General features: G+C 66.3%; 9 protein-coding genes. 3 read left to right on the forward strand and 6 right to left on the reverse strand.

Annotation, left to right across the window (positions count from 1 at the left end; genetic code table 11):
• Positions 1-136 precede the first annotated feature (136 nt).
• From dnaK to dapB, 3 genes are all read left to right on the forward strand, one after another.
• A complete protein-coding gene (gene dnaK / locus O3139_RS01595; RefSeq protein WP_269515152.1) occupies positions 137-2,038 on the forward strand; it encodes a molecular chaperone DnaK in 1,902 nt (633 codons plus the stop codon).
• A gap of 163 nt (positions 2,039-2,201) precedes the next feature.
• Positions 2,202-3,377, forward strand: a complete 1,176-nt coding sequence (dnaJ, locus tag O3139_RS01600) for a molecular chaperone DnaJ (protein WP_269515153.1) — start codon at positions 2,202-2,204, stop codon at positions 3,375-3,377.
• A gap of 10 nt (positions 3,378-3,387) precedes the next feature.
• Positions 3,388-4,137: a 4-hydroxy-tetrahydrodipicolinate reductase gene (gene dapB / locus O3139_RS01605; RefSeq protein ID WP_269515154.1), complete on the forward strand. Its 750-nt coding sequence runs from the start codon at positions 3,388-3,390 to the stop codon at positions 4,135-4,137.
• A 74-nt stretch (positions 4,138-4,211) separates the two neighbouring features.
• Here the strand turns inward: dapB and trmB are convergent, their stop codons facing one another.
• The 6 genes from trmB to O3139_RS01635 all read right to left on the reverse strand — a co-directional run bounded on the left by trmB (position 4,212) and on the right by O3139_RS01635 (position 12,213).
• A complete protein-coding gene (gene trmB, locus O3139_RS01610) occupies positions 4,212-4,931 on the reverse strand; it encodes a tRNA (guanosine(46)-N7)-methyltransferase TrmB (protein ID WP_269515155.1) in 720 nt (239 codons plus the stop codon).
• Between the two features lie 79 nt (positions 4,932-5,010).
• The gene (locus tag O3139_RS01615; RefSeq protein ID WP_269515156.1) at positions 5,011-5,370 is read right to left on the reverse strand and encodes a hypothetical protein; all 360 of its coding nucleotides are present in this window, start codon (positions 5,368-5,370) and stop codon (positions 5,011-5,013) included.
• A gap of 140 nt (positions 5,371-5,510) precedes the next feature.
• Positions 5,511-5,876: a hypothetical protein gene (locus O3139_RS01620; protein WP_269515157.1), complete on the reverse strand. Its 366-nt coding sequence runs from the start codon at positions 5,874-5,876 to the stop codon at positions 5,511-5,513.
• Between the two features lie 98 nt (positions 5,877-5,974).
• Complete coding sequence (metK, locus tag O3139_RS01625; protein WP_269515158.1) at positions 5,975-7,174, reverse strand: methionine adenosyltransferase; 1,200 nt, start codon at positions 7,172-7,174, stop codon at positions 5,975-5,977.
• A gap of 224 nt (positions 7,175-7,398) precedes the next feature.
• On the reverse strand, positions 7,399-9,624 hold the full coding sequence (locus O3139_RS01630; RefSeq protein ID WP_269515159.1) for a S8 family peptidase: 2,226 nt from the start codon (positions 9,622-9,624) through the stop codon (positions 7,399-7,401).
• Between the two features lie 216 nt (positions 9,625-9,840).
• Positions 9,841-12,213: a putative bifunctional diguanylate cyclase/phosphodiesterase gene (locus tag O3139_RS01635; protein ID WP_269515160.1), complete on the reverse strand. Its 2,373-nt coding sequence runs from the start codon at positions 12,211-12,213 to the stop codon at positions 9,841-9,843.
• Positions 12,214-12,218 lie beyond the last annotated feature (5 nt).

The raw sequence follows: 12,218 nt of genomic DNA on the forward strand, positions 1-12,218 counted from the left end.
GGTTTCACGGGAAACGAACCCACCTGTCGATCCGGCCTCGCAGCCGGGCGACGCAAACAAAACGGGGGCGGTCACGCGCGGCGCTTGGCTCCAGAAGGCCGCCGCATCGCCCGCCAGACGGAGAGACATAAGGCTCATGGCCAAGATTATCGGTATCGACCTCGGCACGACCAATTCGTGCGTGGCCGTCATGGACGGCAAGAACCCCAAGGTCATCGAGAACGCCGAGGGCAACCGCACCACCCCGTCGGTGGTCGCGATCCAGGACGGCGGCGACACCTTGGTGGGACAGCCCGCGCGCCGTCAGGCGGTGACCAACCCCGCCAATACCTTCTTCGCCATCAAGCGCCTGATCGGCCGCAATTTCGACGACCCCGTCGTGGCCAAGGACAAGGGCATGGTGCCCTATGAGATCGTCAAGGGTCCGAACGGCGACGCCTGGGTGCGCGCCAACGGCAAGGACTATTCCCCGCAGCAGATCTCGGCCTTCACCCTGACCAAGATGAAGGAGGCCGCCGAGGCCTATCTGGGCGAAAAGGTCACCCAGGCCGTCATCACCGTGCCCGCCTATTTCAATGACAGCCAGCGCCAGGCGACCAAGGACGCCGGCAAGATCGCGGGCCTGGAAGTCCTGCGCATCATCAACGAGCCGACCGCGGCGGCCCTGGCCTATGGCCTCGACAAGAACGACGGCCAGAAGATCGCGGTCTATGACCTGGGCGGCGGCACCTTCGACGTCTCGATCCTGGAGATCGGCGACGGGGTGTTCGAGGTGAAGTCGACCAACGGCGACACCTTCCTGGGCGGCGAGGACTTCGACGTGCGCCTGGCCGACTATCTGGCCGACGAGTTCAAGAAGGAACAGGGCGTCGATCTGCGCCAGGACAAGCTGGCCCTGCAGCGCCTGCGCGAAGAGGCGGAAAAGGCCAAGAAGGAGCTGTCCTCGACGACCCAGTACGAGGTCAATCTGCCGTTCATCACCATGAACGCCTCGGGTCCGTTGCACCTGAACATCAAGCTGACGCGCGCCAAGCTGGAAGCCCTGGTCGACGACCTGATCCAGCGGACGATCGAGCCCTGCAAGAAGGCTCTGGCAGACGCCGGCCTGAAGGCGGCGGACATCGACGAAGTGGTTCTGGTCGGCGGCATGACCCGCATGCCCAAGGTTCAGGAGGCCGTGAAGGCCTTCTTCGGCAAGGAACCGCACAAGGGCGTGAACCCCGATGAGGTCGTGGCGCTGGGCGCCGCGGTTCAGGCCGGCGTTCTGCAGGGCGACGTCAAGGACGTGCTGCTGCTGGACGTGACGCCCCTGACTCTCGGCATCGAGACCCTGGGCGGCGTGTTCACCCCGTTGATCGAGCGCAATACGACGATCCCGACCAAGAAGAGCCAGGTGTTCTCCACCGCCGACGACAACCAGTCGGCCGTGACCATCCGGGTCTTCCAGGGCGAGCGTCCGATGGCGGCCGACAACAAGATGCTGGGCCAGTTCGACCTGATGGGCATTCCGCCCTCGCCGCGCGGGATGCCGCAGATCGAGGTGGCCTTCGACATCGACGCCAACGGCATCGTCAACGTCTCGGCCAAGGACAAGGCGACGAACAAGGAACAGTCGATCCGCATCCAGGCGAACGGCGGCCTGTCGGACGCCGACATCGACAAGATGGTCAAGGAAGCCGAGGCCAATGCCTCGGCAGACAAGGCGAAGAAGGACCTGGTGGAGGCCCAGAATGCGGCCGACAGCCTGATCCACTCGACCGAAAAGGCCCTGGCCGAACACGGCGACAAGGTCGGCGCGGACGAGAAGTCGGCCATCGAGACCGGCCTGACCGAGCTGAAGGCGGCCCGCGACGGCACCGACCCGGAAGACATCCGCACGAAGACCAACACCCTGGTCCAGGCGTCGATGAAGCTGGGCGAGGCAATGTACGCCCAAAACGCGGGCTCCGGCGGTGACGACGCCACGGCCGATGACGGCGTGGTCGATGCGGAGTTCGAGGAAGTCTCGGGCGACGACGACCAGAAGAAGAGCGCCTAGGGCGCATGCAGGGTCCCCGCCTGCCGGTCGCGGGCGGGGATCGTGTCTTTCATGAAACTTGCATCCGCCCACCCGGCGCCCATGTCATCCCTGGGTCGCTGTTCCGCTTGCGCCGATAGAGACGTGAACGGAATGTCCGGAGCTGGCTTGAGGACGTCTGCGCATGGCGCGTGATTATTACGAGGTGCTGGGGGTCGATCGGGGGATCGACGCCGCCGGCCTGAAATCGGCCTATCGCAAGCTGGCGATGGAGCACCATCCCGATCGCAATGGCGGCTCGGATGACTCGATGGCCCGGTTCAAGGAAATCTCCGAGGCCTATACGGTGCTGTCGGACGACCAGAAGCGCGCCGCCTATGACCGGTTCGGCCATGCGGGCGTCAACGGTGGTGGAGGCGGGGGTCAGCAGGGCTTCCACGACGTCAACGATATCTTCTCCCAGGTCTTCGGCGACGCCTTTGGCGATGTGTTCGGCGGGCGGCGTCCGTCGAATGGTCCCCGGCGGGGCTCGGATCTGCGCTACGACCTCGAGATCACCCTGGAGCAGGCCTATCAGGGGGCCGATGTGGAGATCGCGGTGCCGACGACGGCCGCTTGCGAAACCTGCGAGGGCTCCGGAGCCAGGCCGGGCACCAAGCCCAGGACCTGCTCCACCTGTGGCGGGGCGGGCCGCGTGCGTCAGGCGAACGGATTCTTCCAGGTCGAGCGGACCTGTCCCGGTTGCGGCGGCTCGGGCCAGAACGTGGACCCCTGCACGACCTGCCAGGGTCATGGCCAGGTCCGGAAGACCCGAAAACTGGCGCTGAAGGTGCCGGCCGGGGTCGACGACGGCTCGCGCATCCGCCTGTCGGGTGAAGGCGACGCAGGGACGCGCGGCGGACCGCGCGGCGATCTGTACGTCTTTCTCTCTGTGACGCCGCACGACCTGTTCGAGCGGGATAATCTGGATCTGCTGGTGACCGTTCCGGTGCCAATGACGGTTGCGGCCCTGGGCGGCGAGATCGAGGCCCCCTGTCTGATGTCGGAAGCCTGCGACGGCCAGTGCAAGGCTCCGGTCACCGTGCCGGCCGGTGCCCAGACGGGCAAGACGATCCGCATCCGCGGCAAGGGCATGCCCCACCTGAACGGTCGCCAGCGCGGCGACCTGGTGGTCGAGCTGTTCGTCGAGACCCCGACCGACCTGACGCCGCGCCAGAAGGAGTTGATGCAGGAACTGGCGGCCTCCTTCGGGGACAGCCAGAACCCGAGGAACTCCTCCTTCGCGGGCAAGGCCAAACGCTTCTGGGCCGATATCCTCGGGGCCGAGGACGCCCGGACGTCGCGCGAAAATGTCCAGTGACGGCCGTCCGGTGAGCGAGTTGTTTCACGTCGGAATCTCCGGCGCGCGGGGCAAGATGGGACGCGCCGTCGATCTGGCGCTCGATGCGCGCAGCGATGTGATGGTGGCCGCGCGGTTCGACCGGGGCGAGACGCCCGACCTGTCGCGCTGCGATGTCGTCATCGATTTTTCGACGGCCGATGCCTCCGTGGCCCTGGCCGCTGCCTGTGCCCTGACCGGTGGGCCGGCCCTGGTGATCGGCTCCACAGGTTTTTCGCCCGAGCAGGATGCGGCGCTGGCGACGGCGGCGGACCGCATCGCCATCGTGCGCAGCGGAAATTTCTCGCTTGGCGTCAATATCCTGATCGGCCTGGTGGAGCACGCCGCGCTGCGACTCGATGCGCGCGACTGGGACATCGAAATCTCCGAAGCGCATCATCGCCGCAAGATCGATGCGCCCTCCGGCACGGCCCTGATGCTGGGAGAGGCCGCCGCCAACGGCCGGGGCCGCGATCTGGGCGACCTTCGCAGCCCGCCCCATGACGGCGTCGGCAAGGCCCGCGAGACGGGCCGGATCGGCTTTTCGTCCATCCGCGCAGGCGGCATTGTCGGTGAACATACGGTGCTGTTCGCCTCGGAGGACGAGGTCCTGACCCTCAGCCATTCGGCCATCGATCGGTCCCTTTTCGCCAAGGGCGCGGTCGCTGCCGCCGCCTGGGTGCGGGCCCGCCGCCCGGGCCTCTACGACATGCAGGACGTGCTGGGATTCAGGCAGGCGTAAATGCCTGGCCGCTGTCGCGGCGCGCTAACGCTCGACTCGCACAGCCTCGCTGCTTGAGCGCGTTGCGTCAGGCCTCAGGTCTTTTCGAACTCAAGGAAGATCGGGTCGGTGTCACCGAGGCGTTTTTCCTCATAGCGCGTCACGACGTGATCGGCCGGGGCAATGCGCCAGTCCGACGCCTCGTCGGCCAGCCAGACCAGGCCCGGCGTCGCCCGGAACCGTTCCAGCGCCCAGCCGGCATAGTCCTTCCAGTCTGTCACGAACCGCAGCCGTCCGCCGGGCTTCAGCACCCGCGCCAGATCACGTGCGAAGGCGGGCTGGATCAGGCGGCGTTTGTTATGACGCGCCTTGTGCCAGGGGTCCGGGAACAGGATCATGATCCGGTCCAGCGAGGCGTCCGGCAGGGCCTCGACCACCGCGCGGGCGTCGTCGTCGTGCAGGCGGACGTTCGTCAGACAGCCGTCCTCGACATGCCGCAGCGCCGAGGCCACACCATTGATGAAGGGCTCGCAGCCGATCATCAGGATCTCAGGATGCGCCGCGGCCTGGGCCGCCAGGTGTTCGCCGCCGCCGAAACCGATCTCGAGCCAGGTGCCGGTGGCCCCAGGCATCAGGGACGCGACATCGATGGGCCCGGCCGAGGGATCGGGCAGGCGGATCAGCGGCATCAGGGTGTCGAAAAGGGCGGCCTGTCGCGGCTTGACCGCGCGCGACTTGATGCGGCCGAACGAGCGCAGGGGCGCATCGGGGCTGCGGGGTTCGGACGGTTTGGATCGGGGGCGCGAGGCGGGCATCGGGGCTGTCTAGAGCCTGATCGCGCCGGAAAGAAGAGCAACCCGGCCCTGTCGCGCGACAGGGCCGGGCCGTGACGTATCAGTAGGCGCGGATGCCGTCGTCATCCACGGCGACGCCGTCGATGCCGCAGTAGTCGATGACATCGGCGAACTCGGACCCGTCGGACAGGGTCACGGCGGTGTCGTATTCACAATCTTCTTCATTCGGGTCGAATGTCATGTGCAACTCGTCGCCGCTCTCGATGACGTTGTTCGGGATCAGGTCCTCATGCCAGCTGTCGTCGTCCGTGGCGGACAGATGGAAGGTCAGGATCGTCGAGGACGAGTTGTTGTAGAGGGTGAAGGTATAGTCGTCCTCGTCACCGTCCTGGGCCATGGCCGAGCCGCCGGCGGCCATCATCATCAGAGCGCAGACGGCCGCGCCGATCATCTTTTTCATAGTCAAACTCCCCTGCCCGGACGGAGGTCCCCCCGGATCAGCCGCACAAAGGCGCTGGCCGGGGCGTTCCGTCAAGAGTCTCGATCGACGTCGGCGGGCCTTGTCAGGAACCGTCAGCGGGTCCCGAACGGCGGACCGGTTCAGTCGCCGTTGGTGCCCGAGATGCCTTCGTTGGTCACGACCACATATTCCAGGTCGCAGAAGTCCAGACGTTCTTCCCAGGTGTCGCCGTCATTGAAGGTGATCTCGACGTCGTAGAGGCACGCATCCTCGGAATCGAAGAACCGCATCGCGATGTCATCGCCCGGTGCCAGGACGCGCGTCGGCATCCAATCATTGCTGTAGGTGCCTCTTGGCGGCTTGCGGGTCTTGAAGGTCAGGATCGTATAGTCGCTCTGGTTGACCAGATCGAATGTGTAGTAATCGCCGTCGGCCTGGGCTGCGGCCGGAGCGGCCATCCCCAGAGCGGCCAGAAGGCCGAGAGCGCTCAGAAACATGGTCTTCATGGGCAAATTCCTATACTTGCGGACGGCCGCAACCGGGCGCGACATGACGCACTGCTCCCTGCGGCGTCAAGCGTTCGCCCAACGCCGGTCAGGAACGATCAGCCCAGGGCCTTCAGCTGATCGACCAGATCCGTCTTTTCCCAGCTGAAGCCGCCGTCCGCATCGGGTGTGCGGCCGAAATGGCCATAGGCCGAGGTGCGGGCGTAGATCGGCTTGTTCAGGCCCAGGTGCTCGCGGATCGCGCGGGGCGTAGCCCCGCCGATCAGGCCCAGGATCTTGTCCTCGAGGACGCCCTCGGTGACCGAACCCTTGCCGGTGCCGTGCAGGTCGACGTGAATCGACTGGGGCTTGGCCACGCCGATGGCATAGGAGATCTGGATGGTGCAGCGGTCGGCCAGACCTGCCGCCACGACGTTCTTGGCCAGGTAGCGGCAGGCATAGGCGGCCGACCGGTCGACCTTGGTCGGGTCCTTGCCCGAAAAGGCGCCGCCGCCGTGCGGGGCCGCGCCGCCATAGGTGTCGACGATGATCTTGCGGCCGGTCACGCCCGCGTCGCCATCGGGTCCGCCGATCTCGAAGATGCCGGTCGGATTGATATGCCAGACGGTGCTGGTGTCGGTGAAGCCTTCGGGCAGGACCGCCAGGATATGGGGCTTGACGATCTCGGCGACCTGTTCGGACGACAGGCCGGCCGCGTGCTGGGTCGACAGGACGATGGAGGTGGCGCGGACGGGCTTGCCGTCCTCGTACTGGATGGTGACCTGCGACTTGGCGTCGGGCTCCAGCCGGGTGTCGCCGCCGTGGCGGACCTCGGCCAGACGTTTCAGGATGTTGTGGCTGTACTGCAGCGTGGCCGGCATCAGCTCGGGCGTCTCGTTCGAGGCATAGCCGAACATGATGCCCTGATCGCCCGCGCCCTCGTCCTTGTTGCCGGCGGCGTCGACGCCGACGGCGATGTCGGCCGACTGGCCATGCAGGCGGTTGATGAACTCGAACTTGTTCCAGTGGAAGCCGGTCTGCTCATAGCCGATGTCCCTGACCGCGGCGCGCACGGCGGCCTCGATCTCGTCCTGGACGCCCGGGGCCCAGTTGCCCGCCGTGTCCATGATCCCGTTGCCCCGGATCTCGCCGGCCAGCACCACCAGATTGGTCGTCGTCAGGGTCTCGCACGCCACGCGGGCATAGGGGTCCTTGGACAGGAACAGGTCCACGACCGTGTCGGAGATGCGATCCGCGACCTTGTCGGGATGGCCCTCGGAGACGCTTTCCGAGGTGAACAGGAAGGAAGAACGGGACAAGGCGATGCTCCGGGCAGCCGTGAGGGCGGGGTGGCGAGGAGACATATAAAGATATGCTTATATGATCAAGTGAGGCCGCGCGCCGGGCGTGCGAAACCTGCCGCGGAAGGGGGCGCGCCTCAAGCCGGAGATGGGTCGTGCCGCTCGGGGGCCCCGAACACCTCTCCTCCGGCTTTCGAAGGCGACACGACCCACCGTGATCGGGGTCCGGTCTAGAGGGCGGCTCAGAAGGTCAGACGGGCTTCCGCAGCCAGGTGATATTCGCCCCGGCCCGTCAGGTCCGCGCCACCCCGCAGGCGGGCAGACCAGGTCTCGCCGTCCTCAAGCGTGTAGCTGCTCTCGATGAGCACCGGCCGGCCCGTGACGTCGGCGAGCGGGGACTGACGGTGAACGACTTCGGTTTCGAGTCCGTCGGCCGTGGGCACCATATAGTCAAGGTAGAGGTGACCGGAAACGGCCTGCGGCGCGGCGCGCAGTCCGACAGCCAGGCTTTCTCGCCAGGCGGTCTTGCCGCGCACCACCCGTGTGAAACGGGCGCCGACTTCCCCCGAAACAAGGACGCCGTCCGAAAAGCGGATGGGCCCCTGGGTCGCCGGCGCCCCGATCGCCGTGGTCTCGGCCGCACCATAGACTTCCCAGGGCCCGAAGGTGCGACTGGCTGCCAGCCCCACACTGTTGAGCACGACCGGCGCATCGAAGCTCGAGAGATCGGAGGCCAGGTCATAGAAGCCATGACGCTGGACCATGCTCGTCACACTGACGCCGACAAGCGTGCGGTCATCCGGCCGGGCCCAGTATCCCACGCCGACCGCGGACTGGCGCAGGGGGGAACGCTCCATGGCCATGTATGAGGTGAAAGTCCCTGCGTCCGGCCCACCGGCCCGCTGATAGCCGTCGTCCTCGCCGAGGGCGGGGCTTCCGCCAAGCGACGTGGCGCCGAACATGACAAGCCGGCTACCGTTGTTCATCGGCATGCTCACCCCTGTCAGGGCGGAGCGGCCCAGAAGATCCGACGAGGCAAAGAAGCCCAGGGGCCTCAGGCCCGGGTCAGACGCGAAGTCCGAGCGTGTTTCGGTGGCGCCGGTCAGGCGGAAGGCGACGACAGCGCCGCCCAGGGGGGCGTCGATACCCGCGCGCAGAGTCCGGTCCACCAGGAGCCGCCCGCTACCGGCAGCGGCGCGCGGGCCAAAGCCGACATAGGCGACAGGGACCGAGGGGCCGGCGAAGAAGGTCTGGGCCCAGTCGCCCTGGGACCCCATGTCGATCGCCGAAGCGCCGCCCGTTCCCGGATCCCGCGTGGCCGAACGGATCGAGAAATTGCTGACCTGGTCCAGGGCGTAGTCACGACCATAGGCGTCAAACGCCGTCAGGGCGGAAAGCAGTCCGGGCGTATTTCCCATGACCGAGGCGGCCGTCACCGACGCGCCCGACACGACGACCTTCTGGCCGCCCGGCGCGACGATCGCTGTCGTGCCGGCGTTCTGGAACGCCCGTTCGACGTTCAGAAGCCCTCTGCCGTAGACGGGATCGACGCCTCTCGCGCCGATGTCCGTGGCCGAGTTCAACAGGATGTCGGCGACCGTGGCGGGATTGGCCTTCAGGACCGGCCAGCGCCCCTCAAGCAGCGCCGCCGCACCCGTGACGACCGGGGTCGCCATACTGGTTCCGGACATATAGCCATAGGTGTTGCCGGGCAGGTTCGCGTAGATCATCTCTCCGGGCGCGACGAGGAACCGGTTTTTCCATTTCATGTTTTCGGCGCAGGTCGTGGCGCCGGTGGCCAGAAGGCAGCCCTCGCCGGGACGGTTGGAAAAGCTCGAGATCGTTCCCGCCGAATTCACGCTGCCGACCAGAAGCAACCGGGAAAATGCGGTCCTGGCGTCCGCGGCGGCGACGGGGATCGCCTCATTGCCCAGCGCGACGCCGTCATTGCCGGCCGCCTTGACGAAGAGCATGCCCGACAGCGGGGTACTGGCCATCGTCCGGATTTCCGACGCGCTCAGGCACAGGGCCATGCGTGCGCATCCGAAGCTCATGCTGGCGATACTGGACTTGCGTTTGGCCGCATCGGTCCAGGCGGCGATCAGACCGTTGCCGCTGGCGACATAGCCCCGGCTGTCGAAGACGGCATAGTTGAGGATCGTGGCACCCGTGGCCGTGCCATATCGGGCTCCGGCGATGGTGCCCGCCGTGTGCGAGCCGTGCGTGCTATACGACGAAAAGACTCCGGTGTTGGGCACCAGATTGCTGCACCGCCCGGCAAGATCCGCAGACCGGCAATCGGCCAGGCCGTCGTAGAGGCCGACAATGACGCCGGAGCCGCCCCGGGCGCTGGACACCAGACTGGGCGTCAAACGGATGAGCGCCCATTCGGTGGCGTTGGGATTCGACGACGGGAATGCCGTCTGCGCCAAGGCCGGGAGCGGGGCGGCCACTGTCAGAGAAAACAACGCCGCAACACATGCTCTACGCATCATCTGAGGCCCCTCGCCCGTTGATAAGGTGCGGGGTTTACAGACTCATGATTTTCGAGCCGTTGCCGATAACGGTTAAATAACGAATTTCTGACGTCCCGGATTGAGACACATCCCTCGATGGAAGCCGGGCTCGGATGGCCATCACACCGGCAAGGCCCCCTGACCGGGGCCGGGGCCCGGATGCTCCATTCAGGCTGCGACCTGCCGGTCCCCCGGCTTCAACAAGTCTCGATCCTGCAGGAATCTCTGAAGGTCCGGGAGGGCCAGGGGCTTCGACAGCCAGTAGCCCTGGATCATGTCACACCCCAGCTGCGCAAGACAGGTCGCCAGCAGGGCGTCCTCCACGCCTTCGGCGACGACCTCCATGCCAAGACCGTGCGCCAGGTCGATCGTGGACTTCATGATCATGCGGTCGCGCTGGTTGCCGGTCAGCTCGACGACAAGCGACCGGTCGATCTTCAACTCGTCCGCATCCAGTTGCTTCAGATAGCCGAGAGACGACAGGCCGGCCCCATAGTCGTCGATGGAAATCTTCAACCCGGCGCCGCGGAAGGCGGCAATGGCTTCGGCGGCGAGTGCGGGATTGTCGATCACGGCGGTCTCGGTGATTTCCAGGCACAGGCTGGCCTCCACCGATCGGGTGAGCTCCAGCACCATGGTCTTGAACTTCATATCGGACAGAAGACGACCAGAGACATTGAGCGCGATCGTCACATCGCGTCCCGCCGCAGACAGGGTCGCCTGATGCTTGATGGCGGTGACGAAGCACCATTCGGTCAGGGCCCGGATCCGTCCCGTTTCCTCTGCGATCGGGATGAAGACGTCCGGAGAGATGAAGCCTCGTTCAGGATGGTTCCAGCGGCAGAGGGCCTCCACCGAGGTTATGGCTCCATTTCGGGTCTGCATCTTGGGCTGGTAGACCAGGCAGATGTCGCCGCTCTCCAGGGCGGCCAGCATCTCCGTCATCAGGGCCAGGTTGTTAGCCGGAGAGCCGTCCGCGTTTTCGTCGTAGATTACGGCCTGGGTCTTGGTCCCGCTGGCCTTGCTCAGGGCCAGGGTAGCCCGCTCGATCAGCAATTCGGCGTTCAGATCGGCAGCCTCTGAACGGGCGGCGCCGAGCCTCGGATAGATGTCGATGGAGTGCCCATCGATGTTGAAGTTCGTCTCGAGCTCTTTCAACCGGGATACCACCGCTTCGAGCTCTTCGCGGGTCAGGCCCGGTACGAACCCGGCGAGCGCGGAGGACGAGACGTGGGCCACGCAGTGGGCACCGGTGACATCGGCCATGCGGGCGGCCAGGCGCTGGATCAGGGTGTTGGTGACGTCGTAACCGACCAACCCGCGCATTTCCGGCAATCGCCCAATGCCCAGAACCACGACGCTGGCGCTTTCACCGGATGCGCGCTCATCCTCGATTGCTTTCAGCAACGCCCGCCTGTTGGGCAGCTCGCTTTCGGTGTGGTGCATCGCCAGGTGTAGCAGGCCCGCCTCACGCTCGCGGATGATGGCGCGACCGCGCCGGAACAGCTCCGCGCGCGTGGCCCATATCGCGAACAGGATCTGGGTGGCCAGGAGGGGCGCGATGTTCAGGCTGATGGGCCAAAAGACCTGCACCAGGATCGGCAGCCCGAGGATGCCGAGGGACACGAAGCCGTGGCGGATCAACAGGACCCGAAGGCTGTGCGCGTCGCGCTGGGGGAGCAGCAGCAGACCGAGCCCGAGGCAGAAAACCAACATCAGAACGGGGCCGGGCGTCATCAGGGCACGGCCCTTGACGATGCTCTCATAGGCCAGGGCGTGGATCACGACGCCCGGGACCAGCCCGACCGGGGTGGCGAACTCGTCTCCCAGCTCCAGTGCGGTCGCGCCGACCAGGATGACACGTCCGTTCACCAGGGCCGGGTCGAACCGGCCGGCCAGGACGTCGCCGAAACTTAGGTGCGGAATCGTTCGCTGATCGATGCCATAGTCGATTGCGAACTCGCCACGTCCGCTCCGTCCGGCCAGGGTCGCGGCGATGGAGGCCTGGCCGCCCGGGGGCGAGGCGTAGGCGTAGTGACGGACCCTGCCGTCCTGATCCACGGGGATGTTGACCGAGGCGATCAGCGCATCCTGAGTCAGGGAAGCGATCGGGCGATTCTCGGTCAGGCCCCGATCGCTGGCCGCGAAGCTCCTGTTCTGGACGAAGGCGCTCAAGGCCACCTGGCCGGGATGGTTCGAGATCGTCCGGGCCAGGGCGTCGTCCGAGGCCGCATCAGAGGCGGCGCTGAAATCGACGTCGAATACGACCAGGGTGGCCCCCGCCGCGATCAGACGATCGATCGCCGTCGCATAGCGCTCACGCTCCCACGGCCAGGTTCCGGCCTGCTCCAGGCTGCGCGCGTCGATCTCCACGACAGTGAGCCCGCCGCTGGCAATGTTGGGAGCCGAGCGGAACCGCGCTCCGGCGAACAGGTCGTCCATCGGCAGAAGCCAGCCCAGGATCGTGGCCGTCGCGACGGTGGCCAGGATCAGCGTGGTCCCGAGAAAATTGCGGACCCACACCTTTCGCCAGATCGACATCACCC

The organism is Brevundimonas subvibrioides (assembly GCF_027271155.1).
Taxonomy (GTDB): domain Bacteria; phylum Pseudomonadota; class Alphaproteobacteria; order Caulobacterales; family Caulobacteraceae; genus Brevundimonas; species Brevundimonas subvibrioides_D.

What these genes read in the sequence shown, in the direction of transcription:
- dnaK (WP_269515152.1), top strand. Translation starts at nt 137, where the DNA reads ATGGCCAAGATTATCGGTATCGACCTCGGCACGACCAATTCGTGCGTG.
- dnaJ (WP_269515153.1), top strand. Translation starts at nt 2,202, where the DNA reads ATGGCGCGTGATTATTACGAGGTGCTGGGGGTCGATCGGGGGATCGAC.
- trmB (WP_269515155.1), bottom strand. Translation starts at nt 4,931, where the DNA reads ATGCCCGCCTCGCGCCCCCGATCCAAACCGTCCGAACCCCGCAGCCCC.
- O3139_RS01615 (WP_269515156.1), bottom strand. Translation starts at nt 5,370, where the DNA reads ATGAAAAAGATGATCGGCGCGGCCGTCTGCGCTCTGATGATGATGGCC.
- O3139_RS01620 (WP_269515157.1), bottom strand. Translation starts at nt 5,876, where the DNA reads ATGAAGACCATGTTTCTGAGCGCTCTCGGCCTTCTGGCCGCTCTGGGG.
- O3139_RS01635 (WP_269515160.1), bottom strand. Translation starts at nt 12,213, where the DNA reads ATGTCGATCTGGCGAAAGGTGTGGGTCCGCAATTTTCTCGGGACCACG.